This is a genomic window from Halosimplex carlsbadense 2-9-1, from assembly GCF_000337455.1.
GTDB lineage: Archaea > Halobacteriota > Halobacteria > Halobacteriales > Haloarculaceae > Halosimplex > Halosimplex carlsbadense.
The window spans coordinates 23894-47318 of sequence record NZ_AOIU01000028.1; the positions used below are offsets into that span (position 1 = coordinate 23894).

General features: G+C 69.7%; 20 protein-coding genes and 1 pseudogene. 12 read left to right on the forward strand and 9 right to left on the reverse strand.

The genetic code is table 11. The annotated features are described in order from the left end of the window. Window positions 1–73 precede the first annotated feature (73 nt). The 6 genes from C475_RS11265 to C475_RS11290 all read left to right on the forward strand — a co-directional run bounded on the left by C475_RS11265 (window position 74) and on the right by C475_RS11290 (window position 5963). The gene (locus tag C475_RS11265; RefSeq protein ID WP_006883953.1) at window positions 74–1150 is read left to right on the forward strand and encodes an aminotransferase class I/II-fold pyridoxal phosphate-dependent enzyme; all 1077 of its coding nucleotides are present in this window, start codon (window positions 74–76) and stop codon (window positions 1148–1150) included. A 94-nt stretch (window positions 1151–1244) separates the two neighbouring features. Continuing rightward, complete coding sequence (locus tag C475_RS11270; RefSeq protein ID WP_006883954.1) at window positions 1245–1622, forward strand: translation initiation factor IF-5A; 378 nt, start codon at window positions 1245–1247, stop codon at window positions 1620–1622. A gap of 13 nt (window positions 1623–1635) precedes the next feature. After that, a complete protein-coding gene (gene speB, locus C475_RS11275) occupies window positions 1636–2442 on the forward strand; it encodes an agmatinase (protein WP_006883955.1) in 807 nt (268 codons plus the stop codon). A gap of 54 nt (window positions 2443–2496) precedes the next feature. Next, on the forward strand, window positions 2497–3513 hold the full coding sequence (locus tag C475_RS11280; RefSeq protein WP_006883956.1) for a hypothetical protein: 1017 nt from the start codon (window positions 2497–2499) through the stop codon (window positions 3511–3513). An 84-nt stretch (window positions 3514–3597) separates the two neighbouring features. Further along, complete coding sequence (locus C475_RS11285; protein ID WP_006883957.1) at window positions 3598–4365, forward strand: Nif3-like dinuclear metal center hexameric protein; 768 nt, start codon at window positions 3598–3600, stop codon at window positions 4363–4365. Between the two features lie 152 nt (window positions 4366–4517). Next, window positions 4518–5963: an RNA-splicing ligase RtcB gene (locus C475_RS11290; protein ID WP_006883958.1), complete on the forward strand. Its 1446-nt coding sequence runs from the start codon at window positions 4518–4520 to the stop codon at window positions 5961–5963. Window positions 5964–5996: 33 nt separating this feature from the next. Here the strand turns inward: C475_RS11290 and C475_RS23860 are convergent, their stop codons facing one another. Together C475_RS23860 and C475_RS11295 are read right to left on the reverse strand one after the other, a co-directional pair. Continuing rightward, window positions 5997–6152, reverse strand: coding sequence for a hypothetical protein (locus C475_RS23860; RefSeq protein ID WP_161625188.1), 156 nt, complete (start codon window positions 6150–6152; stop codon window positions 5997–5999). Between the two features lie 105 nt (window positions 6153–6257). After that, window positions 6258–6920 carry a hypothetical protein gene (locus C475_RS11295; RefSeq protein WP_006883959.1) on the reverse strand — a complete coding sequence of 221 codons (663 nt, stop codon included), beginning with the start codon at window positions 6918–6920 and terminating at the stop codon, window positions 6258–6260. 203 nt (window positions 6921–7123) lie between these two features. Here C475_RS11295 and C475_RS11300 point away from each other — a divergent pair, with 203 nt between their 5' ends. The 3 genes from C475_RS11300 (at window position 7124) to C475_RS11310 (ending at window position 10830) form a co-directional block, all read left to right on the forward strand. Further along, the gene (locus tag C475_RS11300; protein ID WP_006883960.1) at window positions 7124–8311 is read left to right on the forward strand and encodes a redox-regulated ATPase YchF; all 1188 of its coding nucleotides are present in this window, start codon (window positions 7124–7126) and stop codon (window positions 8309–8311) included. Between the two features lie 41 nt (window positions 8312–8352). Further along, complete coding sequence (locus C475_RS11305; RefSeq protein WP_006883961.1) at window positions 8353–8928, forward strand: SprT-like domain-containing protein; 576 nt, start codon at window positions 8353–8355, stop codon at window positions 8926–8928. Between the two features lie 255 nt (window positions 8929–9183). After that, a complete protein-coding gene (locus C475_RS11310; protein WP_006883962.1) occupies window positions 9184–10830 on the forward strand; it encodes an RICIN domain-containing protein in 1647 nt (548 codons plus the stop codon). A gap of 56 nt (window positions 10831–10886) precedes the next feature. On the opposite strand, the gene C475_RS11315 is transcribed toward C475_RS11310, so the two are convergent. Both C475_RS11315 and C475_RS11320 read right to left on the reverse strand, forming a co-directional pair. Further along, entirely contained in the window at window positions 10887–11963 is a 1077-nt protein-coding gene (locus C475_RS11315) for an SDR family oxidoreductase (protein ID WP_049930510.1), read from the reverse strand. Window positions 11964–11965: 2 nt separating this feature from the next. Further along, window positions 11966–13552: a succinic semialdehyde dehydrogenase gene (locus C475_RS11320; protein WP_006883964.1), complete on the reverse strand. Its 1587-nt coding sequence runs from the start codon at window positions 13550–13552 to the stop codon at window positions 11966–11968. A 142-nt stretch (window positions 13553–13694) separates the two neighbouring features. Between C475_RS11320 and C475_RS11325 the strand changes: the two genes are divergently transcribed. After that, window positions 13695–14729: a deoxyhypusine synthase gene (locus C475_RS11325; RefSeq protein ID WP_006883965.1), complete on the forward strand. Its 1035-nt coding sequence runs from the start codon at window positions 13695–13697 to the stop codon at window positions 14727–14729. A 176-nt stretch (window positions 14730–14905) separates the two neighbouring features. Beyond that, a complete protein-coding gene (locus tag C475_RS11330) occupies window positions 14906–16432 on the forward strand; it encodes a phosphoenolpyruvate carboxykinase (ATP) (protein ID WP_006883966.1) in 1527 nt (508 codons plus the stop codon). A 193-nt stretch (window positions 16433–16625) separates the two neighbouring features. On the opposite strand, the gene C475_RS24360 is transcribed toward C475_RS11330, so the two are convergent. The 4 genes and pseudogenes from C475_RS24360 to C475_RS24365 all read right to left on the reverse strand — a co-directional run bounded on the left by C475_RS24360 (window position 16626) and on the right by C475_RS24365 (window position 20511). Next, complete coding sequence (locus C475_RS24360) at window positions 16626–16775, reverse strand: DUF7563 family protein (protein ID WP_006883967.1); 150 nt, start codon at window positions 16773–16775, stop codon at window positions 16626–16628. 194 nt (window positions 16776–16969) lie between these two features. Then, a pseudogene (locus C475_RS11335) lies at window positions 16970–18807 on the reverse strand (ABC transporter ATP-binding protein). A 137-nt stretch (window positions 18808–18944) separates the two neighbouring features. Then, the gene (rtcA, locus tag C475_RS11340; protein WP_006883969.1) at window positions 18945–20030 is read right to left on the reverse strand and encodes an RNA 3'-terminal phosphate cyclase; all 1086 of its coding nucleotides are present in this window, start codon (window positions 20028–20030) and stop codon (window positions 18945–18947) included. Between the two features lie 196 nt (window positions 20031–20226). Further along, complete coding sequence (locus C475_RS24365; RefSeq protein WP_152436391.1) at window positions 20227–20511, reverse strand: hypothetical protein; 285 nt, start codon at window positions 20509–20511, stop codon at window positions 20227–20229. A gap of 337 nt (window positions 20512–20848) precedes the next feature. Here C475_RS24365 and heR point away from each other — a divergent pair, with 337 nt between their 5' ends. Continuing rightward, entirely contained in the window at window positions 20849–21658 is an 810-nt protein-coding gene (gene heR, locus C475_RS11350; RefSeq protein ID WP_161625189.1) for a heliorhodopsin HeR, read from the forward strand. 132 nt (window positions 21659–21790) lie between these two features. Here the strand turns inward: heR and C475_RS11355 are convergent, their stop codons facing one another. Then, a complete protein-coding gene (locus C475_RS11355; protein ID WP_006883972.1) occupies window positions 21791–23413 on the reverse strand; it encodes a spermidine synthase in 1623 nt (540 codons plus the stop codon). Window positions 23414–23425 lie beyond the last annotated feature (12 nt).

Sequence of the window (23425 nt, forward strand, 5' to 3'; positions counted from 1 at the left end):
CGCCTCCCGACCGCGGCCCGTTCGGACCGGCGGTATCCCGAGGCTTAACCCGCGACCGGCCCCACGACCGACCATGGATATCGAGCCATTCGCGCTCGAACGCTGGCTGGCCGAGCACGAACACGGCGCGGCGGTCAACCTCGGCGACAGCGGCGTGCGGCCGCTGGACGCCGACCGCTTCGACACCGACCCCGGGACCCTGGGGTACGTCGTGCCGACGAACGGCGACCCCGACCTGCGCGAGCGCGTCGCCGACCGCTACGACCGCGGGGCCGACGAGGTCCTGTTGACCTGCGGCACGCAGGAGGCGAACCTTCTGGCCGTCCTCGCGACGCTCGACCCGTCGAGCCACGCGGTCTGCGTGACGCCGACCTACCAGTCGCTGTACTCGCTGCCCGCGGCGGTCGCCGACGTGACGCGGGTCGAACTCGCCGCGCCCGAGTGGACGCTCGACCCGGACGCGGTCGCCGAGGCGATCGAACCGAACACCGACCTGATCGTCCTCAACAACCCGAACAACCCGACGGGGAAGATCCACCCGGAGGAGACCGTCGAGGCGTGCTACGACCTGGCCGCCGCGGCGGACGCGTACCTCCTCGCTGACGAGGTGTACCGGCCGCTGGCCGCGCCCGACGAGCGCGTCGAGCCGGTCGCGAGCATGGGACCCCACGGGATCAGCACCTGCGGGCTCTCGAAGGGGTGGGGCCTGCCGGGGCTGCGGTTCGGCTGGCTCGCGGGGCCGCCCGAGGTCGTCTCGGCCGCCTGGGCGTGGAAGGACTACACCACCATCGCGCCGCCGGCGTTCGGCCAGCACGTCGCCCGACAGGCGCTCGACCGCGAGACCGAACTGCTGTCGGAGAACCGCGAGCACGTCCGTCGGAATCGCGACCTGCTCGGCGAGTTTGCGGCCGAGTACGGCCTCGACTGGCACCTGCCGGCGGGAGCGACGGGCTTTCTCACGGTCCCGGACGCCTTCGACTCGGGCGAGGCGTTCGCGCGGGCGCTCGTCGACGACGGTGTGGTCGTCGTCCCCGGCGAGACGTTCGGCCGGCCGGGGTACGTCCGCGTCGGGTTCGGCGCCGAGCGGGAGACACTGCGCGAGGGGCTCGACCGGATGGCGACCGTGATCGGCGGCGAGCGGGGCCCGTGAGCGATCGGGTGCTCGCGCCGCGATCGCGGGCACGGGATTTCCGGGCCGGAGACGTTCCGTACCGTTTATACCGGTCGCTCGTTTACGGCGCGGTATGGCAACGAAGCAGGTCGAGGTCCGCGATCTGGACGAAGGGAGCTACGTCATGATCGACGACGTAGCCTGCACGATCAACGCCTACAGCACAGCGAAGCCCGGCAAACACGGCAGTGCGAAGGCTCGCGTCGAGGCCGAGGGCGTCTTCGACGGCAAGAAGCGAAACCTCTCCCAGCCGGTCGACGCGAAGATCCGCGTCCCGATCATCAACCGCAAGCAGGGACAGGTCGTCTCGACCTCCGGCGGCGACGAGGCGCAGGTCATGGACCTGGAGACGTTCGACACGTTCACGCTCGCGCTCCCCGACGGGGTCTCGATGGAACCCGACGACGAGATCGAGTACCTCGAGATGGAATCCCAGCGCAAGATCGTCTGAGGCCCGAATAGCGATGTTACCCGGTGCGGCCGCCGCGCGGGCCGACGCAGCGTACGCGCTCGTCGGCGCACCGCTCGACGCCTCCACCTCGTTCGAGCCCGGCGCCCGGTTCGGCCCAGACCGCGTCCGCCGCTACGCCGAAGGCTTCGACGACTACGACCGCCACACCGGCCGGTATTTCTCCGATCTGGACGTCTACGACCACGGCGATATCGGCCCCACCGCCGACACCGAAGAGTATCTCACCTTCCTCCGCGGGACCTGTGCGGACTTCCGCGAGGAGGGGGCCGTCCCGCTGCTCGTCGGCGGGGAACACACCGTGACCGTCGCCGGCGTGCGAGCCGTCGATCCGGACGTGTTCGTCTGTCTCGACGCCCATCTCGATCTGCGAGAATCCTACGCCGGCGACCCGCTCAGCCACGCGACGGTGACTCGCCACGCCCTGGAGGTGGCCGACCGGGCCGTGATCCTCGGCGCCCGCACCGGGAGCGAGGCCGAGTGGGAACGAGCGACCGAGTCGGACGTGCGCGTCGTCGCGCCCGCCGAGGTGGCCGACTGGGAACCCGACGTCGGTGACGACGAGTCGGCGTACCTCAGCGTGGATATCGACGGGTTCGACCCGGCCTACGCGCCCGGCACGGGGACGAAGGAACCGTTCGGTATCGAGCCCCGGGAGGGCCGACGAGTGGTCCGCGAGGTCGCCCCCCAGGCGACGGGATTCGACGTGGTCGAAGTCAACGACCGCGACGACGGCCAGGCGGCGGTGCTGGCGGCGAAGCTCCTCCGGGCGTTCGTCTACGGTCACGCGGCGGATCGATAGGGGGCGGGGGGCCGCACCGACTGTTTTACGTCGGCCGAGATACACGGTGGGGGCATGGACCGACTCTCGTCCTGTTACTTCTGTGGCGCCGCGCTGGACGCCACGCTCGAAGAGCATCCAGTGGTCCCCGGCGCGCTCCATCCGGGGGCCGAGACCCAGAAGACGGTCGTCCTCTGTCGCACCTGCCGGCGGAAACTCGACGCCGTCCTCGACACCGTCGTCGACGCCGTCGACGCGAACGCCGGTGACGTGACCGCCGGGACCGCGTCGGACGGCTCGGCGGCCGCGGGAGACGCCACGGCTGCGGGGGACGCGGTCGAAGGCGACATCGAATCGACGCTCGGCGACGACGAGGAGATCCTGACGCCGCTGGGCGACGACGAGCAGAGCCCCGAGGAGGCCGCCGAGGCCTCGGACATGGAGTTCGGCGACGCCCGCGGGGCCGAAGACGGGTCCGAGTCCGAAGCCAGCGGCGAGTCGGACGCCGCGGACGAGGGCGACGGCGGCGAGTCCGAGGCCCGCAAGTACACCCGCTCGCGCGGCGCGGGGTTCCGCAAGGAGGACGAAAGCCCGGCCGAGACGGGGTCGCTCACCGGGGGCGCCTTCGACGAAGACGACGATGCGGACGACACCGACTCAGGGTCGCTGACCGGCGACGCGCTCTCGGACGACGGCGACGGCGCTCGCTCCGCCGGAACGGACGCCTCGACGGCCGAGTCGGCCGATGACCCGCTGGCCGGCGGGTCGGCCGGCGGTTCGACCGACTCCTCCGCGGGGGAATCCGGCAACGACGTCGAGTCCGCCGACGAGTCGAGCGGTTCGTCCGGCGACGGATCGGGGTCGGGGGAGAGCGGCGGCGACCACCGCGTCTCGATGAGCCGCCTGGAGAACACGAAGGTAATGCGACTGCTGGAAAACCGGGAGTTCCCGGTCGACAAGGCGGAGTTCGTCACCGTCGCGGCCAACGCCTATCAGGTTTCCCAGAGCGACTGCGAGAAGGTGATCGACCTCGCCGTCGAGCACGACCTCCTGCGCGAGGAGAACGGCCAACTCTACGGCGGCGACGCCTGAGGCCGCCGCGACCGGAAGCGCTTCGATTCTCGGCCGTGGACAGCAGCCGCAACCACTACGGTCCCGTCCAGCGAACCGCGAGCCATGGATCTCTCGACAGTCTGCGAGCGCTACGACGAGCGGCTCTCGCCCGGCGAGTACGCCGACGTGGACGCCAGCGCGAACGGTCTCCAGGTCGGCCCCGACGAGGCCGACGTAGAGACGGTCGCGTTCGCCGTCGACGCGGCGGGGGCGACCATCGAGGCGGCGGTCGACCGCGGTGCCGACCTGCTGGTCGTCCACCACGGGCTCTCCTGGGGAGGCATCGACCGCGTCACGGGGCTCGACTACGACCGCATCGCGCCGCTGATCGACGAGGACCTGGCGCTGTACGCGATGCACCTCCCGCTCGACGGGCACGACGAACTCGGGAACGCCGCGGGCGTCGCGGACCTCCTCGGGCTGGAATCCCGCGAACCGTTCGGCGAGATCGGTCCGGTCACCATCGGCCAGCGCGGCCGGGCCTCGGAGTCGTTCTCGCCCGACGAGTTAGCCGAGCGTCTGGCGTCGAACCTCGACACCGGCGGCGAGGGGATCCAGCACTTCGACTTCGGACCCGCGGCGATCGAGGACGTGGCGGTCGTCACCGGCGGCGGCGCCGACTGGCTTGAAGAGGCCATCGACGCCGGCGTCGACGCGTTCGTCACTGGGGAAGGGAAACAGAAGGTGTACCATCAGGCCCGCGACGCGGGCGTGAACGTCTTCCTCGGCGGCCACTACGGCACCGAGACCTTCGGCGTTCGCGCCCTGCAGGACCTCGCCGAGGAGTGGGGCCTGGAGACGACGTACGTCGACCACCCGACCGGGATCTGACCGGGTCGAGCGGTGGCGGTCGTCCGGGCGGGGTGATCCGGTCCCGACGGCAGTAACGCCGACCCGGGTTCGACCCCGGGAACTCGCCGGCGGTTGCGAGGGGATCGCAGGCCACCGGTATTCTCAAACCCCTCCGCCTCGGACCGGGCTGTATGCCTATCGAGGTCGACGGCGCGTCGACGACGGCGCGCGTGATGGTCGACGACGAGTCGCTGGTAGAGGAGAACTGTCTGTCCCAGATCCGGGAGCTCGTCGACCACGAGGCGTTCACCGAGCCGGTCCGGATCATGCCCGACACCCACTGGGGCGCGGGCGCGCCCATCGGCTTCGCCATGCCGCTGGCCGGCCGGGTCGTCCCGAACGTCGTCGGCGTCGACGTGGGCTGCGGGATGGCCGCGACGAATCTCGGCCCCGAACTGCCGCTGGACCACGACGAGCGCGAGCGCCGGGTCCGCGAGGCCGTCCCGACCGGGCGGTCGGTCCACGACTACGACGACGCTCCCCACCTGGTCGAGCAGTTCCCCTTCGAGCGGGCCGACGACGCGTTCGAGCGCTTCGAGGCGGCCTACCGCGAGCGGTTCGGCCGCGCCGTCGACCCCATCGAGTTCGACTTCGACGGCTACGACGGGGACTACTTCGAGTCGCTGTGCGAGCGCGTCCTCGCCGACCAGGCCCAGGGGATGGGCTACGTCATCCAGGGCGCCGGCACCCTCGGCGGCGGCAACCACTTCGTCGAGTTCGCCCGCGCGCAGGCGTCGGGCGACTACTGGCTGGTCATCCACAGCGGGTCGCGCTACCTCGGCAAGGCCGTCGCCGAGTACTGGCAGAACAGGGCCAACAGCTACCGCAACACCGACGCGATCCGCGAGGCCATTCCCGACGAACTGGTCGAGTACCTGAAGTTCGACCCCGAGACCGTCGCCGACGGCGACCTCTTCGGGTGGGTCACCGGGGGCAAGGGCGAATCGCACCTCCGGAAGGACCGCATCCGCGCGGACTTCGAGGGAAGCCGCATCGAGGAGGTCTTCGACACGCTCGGCGACCTGCGGCCCGAGGCGGGCCGCGACAGCGACCTCGACTACCTCGACGGTCGGGAGGCCCACGGCTACTACGTCGACATGCTGTTCGCCCAGCAGTACGCCCGCTGGAACCGGGAGTTGATGACCGACGCCATCTGTGAGGCGCTGGCCGTCGAGCCCGTCGAGCGGTTCCAGTCGGTCCACAACTACATCGACTTCGAGGATCTGACCATCCGGAAGGGCGCGACGCCCGCTCGCGAGGGCCAGCGACTGGTCGTGCCGTTCAACATGGCCGAGGGGTCGGTGCTGGCCCGCGGGAAGGGCAACGACGAGTACCACCGGACTGCACCCCACGGCGCGGGCCGCGTGATGGGCCGGCGGCAAGCCCACGAGGAGCTGTCGGTCGACGCGTTCGACGACGCCATGGACGGGATCTACTCCGAATCGGTCGGTGAGGCGACGCTCGACGAGGCCCCGATGGCCTACAAGTCCGCCGAGCGCATCGCCGCGGCGCTGGCCCCGACCGCCGAGGTCGAGGACCGGCTGGCGGTCGTCCACAACCTCAAGGCCACGGAGTGACCGCCGGGTCGGACACCGGAGCGAAGCGGTCTGTCAGTCGACGCGGTTTCGTTCTATCAGCGGGACGATCCGCTCGCGCACGACGGTCGCCTCGACGCGGTTCCATCCCCTTGTCGAGACGCCGCTGGTGAAGTTCATCTGGATGGACTCGCCGTCCTCGTTCGCCCCCGATCCGAGCCCGCTCGACATCCGCCACCTGTATCCTCACGTCGAACGGACGCTCGGCCATGTTCCGCCAGTCGTCCTGAGAGAAGTAAGGGTTGCTCCGCGCCCGTCCGCCGCTCCGGGAGGGCATCACCCGCCGTCGGCCGAGACGGACAGTTCGAACCACCAGTCGACGACGGCCGGGTCCGGGTCCGTCCCGTCCTCCTCGTCCGGGGTTTCGGCCCACAGCGCGATCGATACGTCGAACCGGTAGGTACCCGGTCGTAGATAGCCGTCGGCGGTGTAGTCGTCCCAAACCTCGTAGGTCGTCCCAACGGTTTCGCCCGAGTCGAAGGGGTATCGTCCGCAGCCGTAGCCGTCGAAGCCGACGCTGTCCCGCGGCGGGAGGTCGCGGGTCCAGCACTCGCCGGCGCGGTCGGTCGGCGCGTCGCCCGCCCGGTAGAGCCACAGTCCGCGCGGCTCGCTTCGCCCGGCCCCTCGGTTCAGGAGATGACAGCGGCCGTCGTCGGTCGCGTCGACCGCGCAGTCGGAGCCGTCGTTGGTGAGGGCGACGGTGAACCGGGCCGGTGCCTCCGCGGTCGAGCGCGTTCGCTCCGTCGTGACCGTCGCCGAGACGCCGGCGGCCGCCGGGAGCGCTCCGGTCCCCGCGAGTTCGACGCGGCGCGTGCTCGGCGATTCGCACGTCGGCGGCGTCTCGGTCGAGTTGTCCGTCGGATCCGGGGTCCCCACGCTCCGACAGCCGGCCAGTCCGGCGCAGGCACTCAGCGAGGCGAGGACCGATCGTCGGCGCACACGCGCCGTTCCAGCCCGACCGGCAAAATTGCGGCGACGGAACGGCGAGCGATACTGCCCCGTCCGGACGCTCGCTGTGACACTGTCTCACAGCCGATGTATGGGTTGTGAATCTGTCTCATGGGGCCCAAGACGGCCGAAATCCCGCGATCCGACGTATCCGATTGGAAACGTTTTAGCCCGACGCTCGGATACTGGTGGCAATGAGTTACCGCATCGGACTCGTCGGCAAGCCCTCGGTGGGCAAGTCGACGCTGTTCAACGCCGCGACGATGAACGACGTGCCGGAGGGCGCGTACCCGTTCACGACGATCGACCCGAGCGTCGGCGAGGCGTACGTCCGCGTCGACTGCGCCGCCCCGGAGTTCGACCACTCCTGCACGCCCAACACCGGCTACTGCGAGGAGGGCGTCCGGTTCGTCCCGACGAAACTGGTCGACGTGGCCGGGCTGGTGCCGGGCGCCCACGAGGGCCGCGGGCTGGGCAACCAGTTCCTCTCGGACCTGAACGAGACGGACGTGCTGGTCCACGTCGTCGACTTCTCCGGCGAGACGGACATCGAGGGCGAGGCGACCGAGGACCACGACCCGCGCGAGGACATCGACTTCCTCGAAGAAGAGCTGGACATGTGGTACCTCGACATCCTGGAGAAAGGCATCGAGCGCTACCGCTCGGGCTACCAGGGCGAGGACCGCGACATCGAGGTCGACCTCGCCGACCAGATGGACGCCTTCGGCATCAACGAGGACGAGATGAAACAGGTCATCCTCGCGCGCGGGCTCGACCTGGACCCCGACGAGTGGGACGAAACCGACCGTGAGGCGCTGGCCCGCGAGATCCGACTGCGGACGAAGCCGATGGTCGTCGCCGCCAACAAGATGGACAAGCCCGCCGCACAGGAGAACTTCGAGGCGATCACCGAGGAGGAGGCCTACGACCACCTCACCTTCGTCCCGGTCTCGGCCCACGCCGAGAAGGCGCTCAAGTCGGCCGACGAGCAGGGCGTCGTCGACTACCGACCGGGCGATCCTGACTTCGAGATCGTCGGCGACCCGAGCGACGAGCAGGAGGCCGGACTCGAACAGATCCGCGAGTTCGTCACCGAGTACGAGAGGACGGGCGTCCAGCGCGCGCTCGAAACCGCACTCTTCGACGTGCTCGACGCCATCGCCGTCTTCCCCGGCGCGGAGCAACCCCAGGAGGACGGCACCTTCCTGCAGGACTGTTTCGTCCTCCCGGACGGCTCGACCGCCGAGGACTTCGCGTACTTCCTGCACACCGACATCGGCGAGGGGTTCCTCCACGCGACGGACGTCCGCTCCGGTCGCCAGGTCGCCGCCGACACCGAACTCGACCACCGCGACGTGGTCGAGATCACGACGACGAACTGAGCGAGCGATTCAAGAGACCGCGCGTTCTCCTGCCCATCATCGTGACGACGCCGTCGTACGACGACATCGAAACCCACGACGACCTGGTGGCGTGGTCGCGCGAGTACGCCCGAGAGGTCCGCCGCGAGTGGCTGGTCGACGTGCGCTTCGACCTCGTCGAGTGGGAGGTCTCGACGCGGGCCAAGCGGCGCGCCGCCGCGCTCAAGCGGCCGAAGGTTCCCGATTCCGAGGTCGGGACGCCGATCGACTGGGAGCGCGCCGAAGCCGCCGGGGGCCGGGTCGCCGACGGCCGGCCGTTCCCGGCGACTGTCTCGCTGACGTGGGGCGCTTTCGAGGCGTTCGACCGTGCGGAGTGGGAGTCGACGCTGCGCCACGAACTGATTCACCTCGAACAGTACCAGCGCTGCGGCACGACCGGTCACGGGCGAGCGTTCAAAGAGCGAGCCCGCGAGCTCGACACCGAGGTCCACTGCGAGACGTTCTCGGAGGCGAAGCACGTCCTGCGATGCGAGGACTGCGACGCCCTCGTCGCCCGCCGCTACCGCGACTGCAAACTCGTCCGCCGGGCCGACTCCTATCGCTCTTCGTGCTGCGATGCGGCGCTCGTCGTCGAGTGAGCAACGGCGCCGAACGGCCGACGGCCCTCTGACCCGGAGACACCACTCCCACGCATCGCCCGATATGTCGGTATCGAATGTAAATAATTAATAAGGTGTTGGCGAGTGGTAACCGATCGCAGCATGTCGGGGGAAGACACTGACGCGGAATCGACAGTCGATGCCAGTGCAGCAACCGACTCGGCCGCCGGGGGGCGGGCGAGATGCAGTCGGCGGCGCGCGCTCGCGCTCGCGGGGGGAAGTCTCGCGGCGGCAGTGACGGGGCTTTCCGGGGTCGCCTCGGCGAGCGACCACGAGGCCGTCGTCACCGGCGGCGGCGGGCAGTTCCGCGCGGAGAACGTCGCGCGCGGGCAGACGGTGTACACCGGCGGGGACTACCTGGCCGCGATCCAGGCGGCGGTCGACAGCCTCTCTGCGGGGCGGACGACCACGGAGACGGTCAGGGTCGACGCCAGCGGCTCGACGGGGACACACTCGTGGGACGGCGACGTGAAGGCCGTCGACCTGCCGAGCAACACGGTCGTCGACCAACGGGGGACGATGACCGTCGACGACAGCGGTGAGGACCTGATCGTGCCCTACCGGGCCGAGAGCGTCGAATCCGTCGAGATCGCGACCGCGGACATCCGGGGGAACCCGCGCTACGGGATCTGGATCAAGAGCTGTTCGGACGTGACGATCGGCGACGTGTCCCTGTCGCTCGGGGCGACGGAGTCGGTCGGTATCGGCGTCCGGATCGACGACAGCGACGGCGGGCGGACCACAGGCGTCTCGATAGACCGGGCGTACGTCGAGGGGGCCCAGTCCCACGGCGTCGAGACCTACGGCGTCGACGACGTCGATATCGGCACGGTCGAGACGGTCGACACGGGCGGCTGCGGACTCCTGCTGAACGACACGTCGGGGGCGACAGTCTCGCACGTCGACGCGACGCGGGCCGACCCGGACGGCGGCTACGCCGGCTTCCGCTGTGCGAACGACTGCGGGCCGAACGTGACCGTCGACCGCGTCGACGCCGTCGGCTGCGGCCGCGGGCTGTTCACCGTCTCCGGGAGCCGCGGGATCACCGTGCGGGCGGTCCACCTCGAAGCCAACGGCGCCGGCGCGCTGATACAGGACACGCGGAACACGCGCCTCGGGGGCGGCCAGATCCTGAACAACGACGGCAACGGGGTCCGGATCGACTCCCGGTCCAGCGACGAACCCCCCCACAGCCGGAACGTCACCGTCGAGAACCTCCGAGTCGAGGGCAACGGCGGCTACGGCGTCTACGAGACCGGCCCCGATACGGAGCGCAACGCCATCCGGAACATCGAAGCGTGCGGGAACGGCAACGGCGCCGTCCAGGCGTACGCCGCGAGTACCACCGTCGAGAACGTCACCGGCTGTCGCGACGGCGGGGGCGGAAACGGCGGTGACGATGGGGGTGGCGACGGCGGTAGTGGCGGCGACGGCAGCGACGGCGCCAGCGGCCCGATATCGACCGGGACCTATCGGATCACGAACGACAACAGCGGGAAGTTCCTCGAAGTCGCGAACGCCGCGACCGACGACGGGGCGACCGTCCAGCAGTACGGCGACACCGGCCATCCGTGCCAGGAGTGGTCCGTCGAAGACACCGGCGGCGGGGTCTACCGGATCGAGAACGAACACAGCGGGAAGGTGCTGGACGTCGAGGGCGGCGCGACCGACGACGGGGCGAACCTCATCCAGTGGTCCGATAACGAGGCGGACAACCAGCGCTGGCGGATCGTCGACGACGGCGGCAGCTACGCGCTGGAAGCGGTCCACAGCGGCAAGGTCGCGGACGTGTACGGCTGGTCGACCGACAACGGCGGGAACGTCGTCCAGTGGTCCGACACCGGCGGCGCGAACCAGCGCTGGACGTTCGAGTCGGTCTGAGCGCCGGGTGGGCGAGCGGCGGAGGGAGTCGCGACGAGGCGCGACCGAACCGGCGCTCAGGTCATCGCGCCGCGCCCCTCGTCGAGATGTTCCCGGGCGTAGGCGACCAGCCGGTCGGCGTACGACGAGAAGAGCGGGCACCGTACGTCGGTGTCGGCGAGCGCCCGCCGCGTGTTCTCGTCGGTGTAGGTCGTCGGCTGGGAGAGATAGGGGAGCGCCGCGGGTTCGATCCCGAGCCCGTCGGCGACTCCCGGCACTCGCTCGGTCGCGACGCGGGCGAGCTTCGTCGTTCCGCGGACGGGGACGACCCGTCGGCCGGCCGCCCGGCCGAGCGTTCGGACGAGTTCCAGTATCGTCGGTGGATGGGGGTTACAGAGCTGATAGACTGCTCCGACGGATTCCTCGCGGGCCGAGATGGCGGCCAGCGCGTCGACGACGAACTCCCGGGGGACGACGTTCAGCCGGTAGGCGGACGGTCGGAGCGGGACGGGCACAGCGGCGACGGGCCACTGGCGGAGGATCAGCTTGAGGAGGTAGTACGGCCCGTCGAACTTCTGTGTCTCGCCCGTCCGGCTGTCGCCGACGGCGATGGCCGGGCGGTAGACGGTCGCCGGGAATCCGTCCCGCATCGCCGCCTGCACGAGTCGCTCGGCTTCGAACTTGGTCGCCTCGTAGTGGTTGTGGAATGACTGGCCCACCGCCAGATCCCGGTGGGTGAACCGTCCGTCGTAGCGGCCGCTGACGTAGCAGGTGCTGACGTGGTGGAACCGGTCGACATCGGCGCGAGTCGCGAAGTCCAGGAGGTGACGCGTCCCGTCGACGTTCACGCGCTCGGCGAGCGGACGCGCGACGCCCAGATCGTAGACGGCGGCGAGGTGGTAGACGACCCGCGTCTCTCGGCGGAGGCGTTCGTAGTCGTCGACCGCGAGTTCGGGGTCGGTAACGTCGCCCTCGACCAGTCGGACCCGGTCGCGCGGGACGCCGACGGCGTCGGTCAGCGCGGCGGCTCGCCGTGCGGCCGACTCGCGGTACTGCGCCTGGACCAGACAGACCACCGGCTCGTCGCCCCGTTCGAGCAGTCGCTCGAGTAGCGCGGAGCCGAGGAAGCCGGGGAAGCCGGTCAGCAGTCGCACGGTCACTCTCCCCACGGACCGGGGGGCGAGCGGTCGCGAAGCCAGCGCAGCGGACCGAGCGTCGCCGTCGCGGCCGCGGCGGCGACCCGGTTCGGGACGGCGTCAGGGAACGCCAGCGGGTGGCCGCGCTGGGTGACGACCGTCCGGGAGTCGGTGTAGTCGCGGATCCCCTCGGGGCCGTGGCGGCGACCGATCCCCGAGTCGCCGACGCCGCCCATCGGCGCGTCCGTCGAGGCCCACATCGCCCGATAGCCGTCGTTGACCGACACCGTCCCGGCGTCGATCCGGCGGGCGACCCGCTCGCCCCGTTCGGCGTCGCCGGTCCAGACGCTCGCGTGGAGGCCGTAGTCGGTGTCGTTGGCCCGCTCGACTGCCTCGTCGACACCGTCGACGGGGACGAGCGAGACGACGGGGCCGAAGGTCTCCTGACTCGCCGCGGTCGCTCGGTCCGGCAGGTCGGTCAGCACCGTCGGTTCGTAGACCCACGGTCCCACGTCTTCCCGGCGCTTGCCGCCGGTCTCGACGGTCGCGCCGCGTTCCCGGGCGTCGGCGACGTGCGAGTCGACGGTGTCGAGTTGGTCCTCGCCGATCAGCGACCCCACGTCCGGACCCCAGTCGAGGCCGACGCCGAGGGACTGGCACTCGGTGGCGGCGACGAACCGCTCGCGGAACTCGTCGAACCGGGAGCGGCCGACGTAGACGCGCTCGGTCGCGATGCACAGTTGCCCGGCGTTGGCGTAGCAGCCGTTGACGAGCCCGCGGACCGTCTTCGAGAGGTCGGCGTCGTCGAGGACGACGGCGGGGTTCTTCCCGCCGAGTTCGAGCGAGACGTCGACGAGGTGTCGTCCGGCCAGGGCAGCGACCTCGCGGCCGACCGCGGTGGACCCGGTGAACCGGAGGTGGTCGACCCGCGAGATCAGCGGTTCGCCCAGGCGCTCGCCGTCGCCGGTGACAACCTGTAGCAGGTCCTCGGGGAGCCCCGCCGATTCGAGCAGTTCGACCGCGTGGAGCGCCGAAAAGGGGGTCGCCTCGGCGGGCTTGAGGACGGCACCGTTGCCCGCGAGCAGCGCGGGCAGGAGATCCGAGACGGCGAGGGTCAGCGGGTAGTTCCACGGCGAGATACAGCCGACGACGCCGACGGGGTCGGCGTGTTCCACGGCGCGGGTGAGCCCCGGGACCGCCCCCGTCCGCCGGGTCGCTTCGATGTGGCCGGGGCCCTCGCGGGCGTAGTAGTCGGCCGTGGCGACGAGGTCCAACACCTCCTCCAGCGCGTCGAAGCGCGCCTTGCCGGTCTCGACCTGAACGACGTCGAGCAGGTCCGAGCGGTCCGCGGTCACCGCGTCGGCGAACCGCCTGAGAACGTCGGCGCGCTCGGCGACAGGTGTCGCGGCCCACTCGGCCTGGGCCGCCTTCGCGCCTTCGACCGCCGCGGCCACGTCTTCGGCCGTACACGACGGGACGGTACCGACGGACTCGCCGGTGATCGGCGAGCGAACGTCGAGCGAGTCGCGGTCGCCGACCGTCGTGACGCCCGTCAGGAGCCGCTCCCGGCGGCGTTCGGGCAGGACCGACGCGGGCTTCGAACTCATGGCGGAAGCAAGGAGCCCAGCCTTTTCGGTGTTTCCCGCTGGCGACGGCGCTCGCGGGCCGTCCGCCACCGTCGATGGGCCGCTCGGTGATCCGAGGTCCGAACCGCGGCCTTGAAGCGCGCGGCCGGCCGACGGTGGAGCAATGACTGACGAGACGCCGCGCGAGACGTTCGAACACGACCCGATCGGCCACGCGGAGGCGCGAGCCGGCATGACCGTCGGCGAACTCGCCGACGAGTACGGGAACGCCGGCATCGGTGCGAGCGCCATACACGAGGCCGTCGACGTGTACGCCGAGATGCTCGGCGACGACGACGTGACCAACTTCTTCGGCCTCGCGGGCGCGATGGTCCCGACCGGGATGCGCCGCATCGTCGCCGACCTGATCCGCGACGGGCACATCGACGCACTCGTGACGACCGGCGCGAACCTCACTCACGACGCCATCGAAGCCATCGGCGGCAAACACCACCACGGTGAGGTCCACGCCGAGGGCAAGACCGAGCGCGAGCACGACGAGCGCCTGCGCGACGAGGGCGTCGACCGCATTTATAATGTCTACCTCCCCCAGGAGCACTTCGCGCTGTTCGAGGGCCACCTCCGCGACGAGGTGTTCCCGGCGCTCGAAGCCGAATGCGAAGCGGAGGGCGCCGTCAGCATCCAGCGGCTCACCGAGGAACTCGGTCGGGCGAACGCCGAGGTGAACGACGCCGAGGACATCGAGGAGGGCGCGGGCGTCGCCGCGGCCGCCTACGAGCACGACGTGCCGATCTACTGCCCCGCCGTCCAGGACTCCGTACTCGGCCTCCAGGCGTGGATGTACTCCCAGACGAGCGAGTTCACGCTGGACGCCCTCTCAGATATGACGACCATCACCGACCAGGCGTTCGACGCCGAGAAGGCGGGGGCGATGGTCGTCGGCGGCGGCGTCCCGAAGAACTACACGCTCCAGACGATGCTGGTGGCGCCCGACGCCTACGACTACGCCGTCCAGCTGACGATGGACTCCCCCGAGACGGGCGGGCTCTCGGGCGCGACGCTCGACGAGGCCCGCTCGTGGGGGAAACTGGAGAAGGCCGCCCGCAACGCCTCCGTCTACGCCGACGCGACGATCACGCTCCCGCTCGTCGTCGCCGCCGCACGCGAGCGGATCGCCGACGGCGAAGGCGACCGCTAACCGGCCCGCGCTCGACCCGTACACGACCGCTACTCGCCCCGTCGGCCGGTCGTACTTCCGTTCCCCCTGCCCGAAGGATTTACTCGGGATTTAATAACTAATTCTATGCGCCCGATTGGCAAACGAACGGAGAATATATCACCTTTATCACGACCGAATGTGATCGATCGGATACGATGTCACAACACGGGACGGCGATCGAGTCGCCGATCGCGGCGCTCGCGGACCCCCGAGTGGCGGACAACGTCGAGTACGACCCGTCGTTCGCGTCGTTGCGCGAGCACTCGGCCGACCTGGAGACGACGACGGAGTACGGTTCCCCGTCGTACGTCAGCGACCACCGGTCGCGCAACGCCGACCGGACGGCCAACGCGCTCGACCACGACTTCGACGCGGCCGACTACGGACACGTCCAGACGGCCGTCGACGCCGCCGGGGACCGCGAAATGGTCTGTCTGGACCGGCAACTGGGCCGCCACCCAGACAACACCTACGTCTGTCGCTACTACGTCCCGACGGAGTACAGCCGGATCGCGCTGGCGTGGGCCAAGCTCTTCGAGCCCGCGCCCGCCGACGCCGAGCCGGACTTCGTGACGGTCCAGATCCCCGACGCCGACGAGGTCGCCATCCGCGTACTCCCCGAGGAAGGGTTCACCACCGTCCTCGGGACCGACTACACCGGCGAGGCCAAGAAGTCGTTCCTGCGGCTGTTCATGTTCGACGCCAAGCGCCAGGGCGGCCTCGGCCTCCACGCCGGGACCAAGCGCGTCCGGCTCCAGTCCGACGACGGCGAGTCCGGCGACGACGCCGACCTGGAGACGGTCGGCCAGGTCTTCCTCGGCCTCTCGGGGACCGGCAAGTCGACGCTCACCGCGCACGACCTGGGGCTGGAAGCCCCGGAGGACGCGACGATGCTCCAGGACGACGTGTGCGCCCTGCGCGAGGACGGCACCGTCGCCGGCAGCGAGGGCGAGGGCCTGTTCATCAAGACCATCGGGCTCGACGCCGACGAGCAGCCCGACCTCTACGAGGCCGCGACCCGCGAGTCCGCGGTGCTGGACAACGTCGATGTCGCCGAGGACGGGACGGTCGACTTCGACAGCGACGCCTACACCGCCAACGGTCGCGCGGTCGTCAAGCGCGAGCACCTCCCGTCGGCCGACGAGGAGATCGACCTCCCGTCGGTCGACCAGGTCTTTTTCATCACGCGCAACCCGGCGATGCCGCCGCTCGCGAAGCTCTCGCCCGAGGAGGCCGCGGCGGCGTTCATGCTCGGCGAGTCCGTCCAGACGAGCGCGGGCGACCCCGACAGCGCCGGTGAGGCCATCCGCGTCGTCGGCACCAACCCCTTCATCGTCGGCAGCGAGGGCGCGGAGGGCAACCGATTTCGCGACCTCGTCGCCGACCTCGACGCCGACGCGTACCTCCTCAACACCGGGACCGTCGGCGACCGCGACATCGGCGTCGACGACACCGTCACGCTGCTCCGGGCCGTCAGCCGCGGCCGCGTCGAGTGGGCCGACGACCCGACCACCGGCCTGACCGTCCCCGGCTCCGTCCCGGGACTGGACACGAGCAGGTTCGACGTGGGCGACGCGCTCGACGACGCCGACGAGCGCATCGCCGACCTGCGAGCCGAACGCCGGGAGTACCTCGCCGAGTTCGAGGACCTGGACGAGGCGATCCGGAACGCGGTCTACTGAGCGGTCCGACTACCGCGGCCCGACCGACCCGCAGTTCGGCGGTTTCTCTCCGCGACCGCGAGGTGTCGAGTGCAGTAACTGTGCGAGGTGAAGGGGACCGAGCGGCGGGTCGGTCGACTGGAGGACCGTGGCGGTCAGTCGGTGGACCGGACCGGGCGACCCCGGTCGCGGACGACGGCCCAGCGTCGGAACGTCAGGCTTCCCCCGCTCGTTCCCTGGAGACCTCGGCGATCCCGCTGTTGGCCGAGCAGGTCGGACAGGCGTGGACCTCGCCGCCTTCGTCGGCGAAGACGCGTGCGAACTGTTCCGAGACGTGCGTGCCGCAGTGGGCGCAGGCTGGCATGAGTGTGGACCCCGGACTGTCGTCCACTGGATAACAGGTCGCGAGTCTTACAAGGGCGTTTTCCGATCTGGGACCCAATTTCCCCCGAATTGCGGTCGGAATCCGACTCAGAAGGGCTGTATTAGGGAGTCTTAGTCGCCGGTTCCGGCGCCGCGACCGGTGACGCGGACCTGTCAGAAGCACCGCTCGGGGGGTCAGGCGTCGCCGCGGGCGCGGTCGATGAACTCGTCGGGCAGGTCGTCGATCTCGCCGGCCTGGACGGCCCAGAGGTTGGCGTAGAGGCTGTCTTCCTCCAGCAGTTCCTGGTGGGNGTCACCGTCGAGAGGCGGTGGGCGATGACGAAGGTGGTGCGGTCGGCGGCCAGCCGGTCCAGCGAGCGCTGGATGAGAACCTCGGTCTCGGTGTCGACGGCGGAGGTCGCCTCGTCGAGGATGAGGATGTCGGGGTCTTGCAGGACGGTGCGGGCGATGGAGATGCGCTGGCGCTGACCGCCAGAGAGGCGCGCGCCGCGCTCGCCGACCTGCGTGTCGTAGCCCTCCGAGAGTTCGGTGATGAACTCGTGGGCCTCCGCCGCTTTGGCGGCCTCGATGATCTCGTCGCGAGTGGCGCCGAACTCCCCGTACCGGATGTTCTCGGCGACCGTGCCATCGAAGAGGTACGTCTCCTGGCTGACGTAGCCGATCGACTCCCGGAGGCTGCCGACGGTCACGTCGCGGATGTCGTGGCCGTCGACGCTGATCGCTCCCTCGTCCACGTCGTAGAGGCGCATCAGGAGCTTGACGGCCGTGGATTTCCCGGCGCCGGTCGGACCGACGAACGCGACGGTGTCGCCGGCGTCGGCGTCGAAGCTCACGTCCTCCAGAATCGTCTCCTCACCGTCGTAGCTGAACGTCACGTCGTCGTAGGCGACCGCGCCGTCGACGGCTTCGAGTTCGACGGCGTCGGGCGAGTCCTCGATGCGGACGGGCGTGTCCATCAGCCCGAAGATGCGCTTGCCGGAGGCGCGGGCGTTCTCGAACCAGTCGATGATGTTCGAGATCTGGGCCAGCGGGTCGATGAACCGCTGGGTGAGGAAGATGAAGACGACGAAGTCGCCGACCGTGAGTTCGCCCGAGAAAAAGAGGGGCGGACCCGAAAAGAGCCAGAGGCCGCCGACGACGAACGTGGCGACGAAGGAGAGTCCGGCGAGCAGGCGCATCCCCGGGCGGTAGAGGAAGGCGAGTTTTAGCACGTCCATGTTCGTCGTGTAGAAGTTCCAAGAGGCCTCCTCGACGCGGTCGGTCTCGAACTCCTCGGTGTTTGAGGTCTTGACGAGCTGCATGCCGCCGATGGAGTTCTCCAGACGGGTGTTCAGGTCGCCGACGCTGGAGCGGACGGCGTCGTATCTGGGCGCGACCCGGCGACTGAACCAGACCGTGAAGAGGCCCATGAGCGGCACGCCGACGAGGGTGACGAGGGCGAGCTGCCAGTTCATCGAGAGCAGCAGGGCGCCGATGGCGACGACCATGATGACGAGGCGGAAGCCGTTCTTCAGCGCCTGGTCGAGGTAGCGTTCGAGGTTCGTGGCGTCCTGGTTGAGGATGGACATGGCCTCGCCGGTCTGTTGCTCGTCGAAGAAGGCCATGTCCAGTTCCTGCATCTTCCGGAAGGTGTCGACGCGGACGGCGTGCAGCGAGCGGTGGGCGAAGATGTCGCTCGTGATCGCCTGGGCCCACGTCGTGACCGCCGTGACGACGAACGCGCCGACAATCAGGGAGACGGAGAAGTAGAACTGCGCCTTCGGCTCGGTCGGGAGCCACCCCTGAGGGACGAGCGGCAGCGTGTAGGCGTTCGAACCGCTGAAGATAGCGTCGATGGCCGTCCCGAGCACCAGCGGCGGGACGAGACTCGACAGGCGAGCGACGAGGTTCATCGCCACCGCGACCGCGAACCAGTGGACTCGGGGCAGGCCGTACTCCCGGAATACCCGCCGGAGCGGCGCTTCTACCTCGTCGACCCGGTCCGCGACCGCGACTGTGGTGCCCTCGGACATTCGGTCGTGTCGCCCCAGTCGACAGACGCGCAAAAGGGTTTGCATTACGGAAGATCGATAGGTCAGATACCGGAGAGCGGTTCCGGGACCCGTGGCGGACTGTTTCGGCCCCGGAGTCCCCCCTCGGGACCTACCAGTTAGCGATCAGCAGTGATGGCCGGGACGGGTCCGGAGCGGTCCACGTCGACCGGTCGGTCGAACGTCTCCAGCACTGCGCGACTGGTGGCGACGTGGTCGGAGATCCCCGGGACCGCGACGCGGCCGCCGACGACAGCGAGGAAGACGAGCAGCTGGTCCGCCATGTGCGCGTCGACCGCGGCGCCGCCCCTGCGAAAGCGCCGTATCCGGTCGGTGACTTCGGACCCGACCTCCTCGGCCGGCTTGCCCGGCGCGCCGTAGGCGTCGAACCCGGCCAGCGGTCGCCGCGGGCCCGTTCCGGCGCCGTCGGTGCTCGCGTCGTCGGTCCCCGTCGGGACGCCGTCGGTCGCCGTGGGCGCCCCGTCGAGGCGGACGACCAGGGCGGAGCCGGGGCTGGTGCTGGTAGCGTAGGCCGTCCGGTGTTCGACGGTCTCGATCCCGAGCCCTCGGAGCGCGTCGGTCGCGGCGTCGGCCTGCCGCTCGGCCACCTCGCTGTCGGCCAGCTCCGTCGCCGCCTTCGAGTAGACCCGTGCCGCCGTCGGCTCCAGCGGCTCGTCGAGGTCGATCGGCGAGAGCGTCGAGGGCCACAGATGCAGGGTCGCGCGGCCGCCGCCGGCCGGGTAGAAGCCGGTTCGGTCGAGTTCGACCGCGGCCGCGAGCCCGAACTGGCGGAGCAGGGGGAGCTTGACCGCCCGATAGTAGGCCAGCGGCGGCGACCACGACACGTCGGTGCCCCCGGTCGCCGTGACCGAGACCGGCCCGTCGATCGCCGTCGCCAGCGGTAGCAAGGTGTCGAACAGCAATGTGAGGCTCCCGGCGGTGCCGATGTCGACCTCGTAGCGACCGCCGGCGACCGAACCGGGCTCGAAGGAGACCGTCTCCGACCCTCGCTCGGCGCCCTCGACCTCGGCGTCGGCGACCGCGGCCGCCGTCTCGACGGCGGCGAGATGCTGGGCGCCGAGTCCGGGCTCCGAGCGATCCCCCCGCACGTGGTCGATCTCGACGGGCTCGCCGTCGAGCACTGACAGCGTGAGCGCGCTCCGGAGCAGTTGTCCGCCCCCGTCGCTCCCGTCCACTTCCAGCATGCGCGGTCGTAGCCCCGCCGCAGGCATAGCTCTCCCGATGGCAGCGGTCTCCGACTCGCCCGGGCAGGGCGACGGAGCCGCGCGGTCGCACCGCTCGAGGGCTCCCTGCCCGGCGAACCGCACCGGCCGTCTGGACGTCTGACAGTACCGGAGCGGCCGGTGGGGCGTCGGTTCGGGGTCGAGACTTCGCGGGTCGTTACTCCGTGCGGCTCTGGACCATCCGCTCGACGCGGCCGACGAGCGTGTCGCTGCCCGTCGCGCGCTCGACCATGTCGCTCATCTTCGTCTGCTCGAAGTAGCTGGCGAACGCGAGGATCGTCGGCGGCCAGAGCCCGACGAACAGGCCCTGCTGCTTGTCGCCCCGGGCGTAGAAGAAGAACCACGACAGCACGACCGACCCCGCCGCGAGGATCACCGCGGGGTCCGTCCCTGTGTCTCCGGCCGCCTGCATCGCTTCTTGCTGTTGGTCTTGAGTTGCCATGCAGGCACGCTTGCGCCGGCACGGGCTTAGTTAGCCACCGAGTAGCCGACACAAGCCGAGCTTACGCATCGAAACGACAGATTACCCGCCGACGGCGGGCCGGCGACGGGTCGGCGCGCGGTGGAAACCGACTTGCCCCGTGACCGCGTAGGCCCGGCCGGCCGATGACGACCCGCGGCTCCGAGCCGGCCTGACGACCCGGCCGTGACGACCCCTATGAGTTCCGAGGCCACGCTTTCTGTCCGGGCGTCGGGCCGAGTAAACAGAGCGTCGGATCTGCCGAGCTGCGCTACCTCTTCCCATAGACGTATGACTGATCAATTCCTAACGGAATGGTATGGCGTCTTCACATGCCACGGCGACCGGCTCCGAGCACCACACGTCGGCCCGAGACACCCGGCTTCGACTGTGGAACGGCGTCATGGCGGTTCTGCACTTCCTGCAGGGGGTGGCGATGGTCATCCTGTCCGAGGGCGTCCTGTGGCCGATCACTCGCACGAGGTACGGGTTCGACCCCGGACCCGAGACGATCTTTCCGGAGACCGTGTCGTTCGTCGACGCCAACCTCCCGCTGATCGTGGCCGCGTTCCTGTTTATCTCCGCGCTCGCACACGCCAGCATCGCGACGGTCCTGTACGACAGGTACGTGCGGTATCTGGACCGGGGCATGAACCCCTACCGCTGGTACGAGTACTCCGTGAGCGCGTCGCTGATGATCGTCGTGATCGGCATGCTCTCGGGCGTCTGGGACCTCGGGACGCTCGTCGCCCTGTTCGGCCTCGTCGCGGTGATGAATCTCTCCGGGCTCCTGATGGAACAGCGCAACGAGTCGACCGCCGACACCGACTGGACGCCCTACTGGGTGGGCACGCTCGCGGGCATCGTTCCCTGGATCGTCATCGCGATCACGTTCGTCGGGTCGGTGACCGCCAGCAGCGGCCAGTTCCCCGAGTTCGTTATCTACATCTACGTCTCGATCTTCGTGTTCTTCAACCTCTTCGCGGTGAACATGGCCCTGCAGTACCTGGAAGTCTCGCGGTGGCGCGAGTACCTCTTCGGCGAGAAAGCGTACATCCTGCTGAGCCTGGTCGCGAAGTCCGCCCTCGCGTGGCAGGTGTACTTCGGCACGCTGAACTCCCCGATCTGAGTGTCGAAAGCGCGGGTCGCCCGCGGAGTCACTCGGCCGAACGAGTCTCGGCGATTGCTGTCGATCGAGTCTTCAGAGCTCCGCAGTCTCCGACTGGACAGACTGGCGGGCGTACCGAACCCGCACTCACTATCACCCCGGCACGGACCGTGGCTCCGGGACCGGTCCGCCGGGGCGAACCGCTGGGCGTGCGGTCCCGGCACCGTCGCTCGCGTTCGACTCCTGGACGACGTAGCGGTAGCCGACCATCGAGTCGAGCAGGCTGTCGACGGGCGCGCGGTCGTCGCGCAACACGGGTACGTCGTCGGTCCGGGGCGGGTCGGCGTAGTCGGCGACCGGCCCCGAGAGGTCGATGCCGATGTCGCGGCGCTCGTTGCGCGTGCGCAACTGCGCCTCGGTGACCCGCGCGTCGGACTTCGTCGCGACCATCTCGATGTTCTGGACGATGCCCGCGCCGCCGGTCGGGAAGCTGTACGTCTGCGGGAACACCCGGTCGACGGTCGCGTACTGCGCCCGGTAGAACTCCGACGCCGGGCCGCTCGACGCCGAGATAACGTTCGCGAACAGGATCCCGTCGTCGTCGAGGCGGTCGCTCGCCAGCGTCATGAACTCCCGCGTCGTCAGCTCGAAGGGCACCTTGTCCTTCTGGTAGGCGTCGAGGACGACGAGGTCGTACGTGCGGTTGGTCTCCCGCAGGAACTGGCGGCCGCCCTGGTTGTAGATGTTCAGCCGCTCCGACTCGGAGACGCCGAAGTACTCCTCGGCGGCCGCGATCACGTCGGGGTCGATCTCGGCGACGTCGACGGTCACGTCGTAGTCGTTCGCGAAGCGCTTCGGGCCGGTGAAGCCGCCGCCGCCGATAAACAGCACCCGGTCGATCTCGTCGGGGTCGTCGGCGAACAGGAAGGGGAGATGGAAGTAGCGGGTGTACTCGAAGACGTGGCGGTTCGGGTCGTCAAGGTCCATCGCGCTGTGGGGCTGGCCGCCGAGATACAGCGTCCGGGTGCCGCCCAGATCGACCACCTGCAGCTCCTGATACGGCGTCTGGGTCTCGTGAACGACCTCGCCCTGGACGCTGTAGCCGGCGGCGCCGGTGGCGGCCGACGCGACAAGCACCAGCGCGACGAACCCGGTGACGGTGGCGCGGCGGCGACCGACCGGACGGCTGACGGCCAGCGCCGCCAGTATCGAGAGGCCGCCGAACACGAGGGCGATCGCGTCGATGCCAAGCGACGGGATGAGGACGTACGTGGTGGCGAACGCGCCGACGATGCTACCGACGGTACCGAGCATGTAGACGTGACCGGAAGCCTCGCCGACCCCCTCCTTGGTCGATAGCTCGGCGGCGTAGGGACTGATGTAGCCCAGGAGGTACGTCGGCGGCCCGAACAGGATCGTCACCGCCGGGAGCGAGGCGACGCGGCTCGGCAGCGGGAACCCCGCGGCCGAGCGCAACAGCAGGTCACCGGCGAAGACCAGCACGGCGACGTACGCGGCGGTGAGGAGGAACACGCTCGCCATCCGCCCGTTCGTCGCCCGCTCGGCGGCCTGCTTGCCGCCGCGGTGGTAACCGTAACTGAGCGCCGCGAGAAAGACGCCGATGATAGTCCCCCAGGTGTAGATGCTGCTGCCGAACTGCGGGGCGATCATCCGACCGGCGAGGATCTCCAGCCCCATGCTCGCGACGCCGGAGACGAACACCGCCGTCTCCGGCTTGCTCAGCCGAAGCGACTCCAGCGAGCGAGTCGAACCCATTACCGGTGGCAA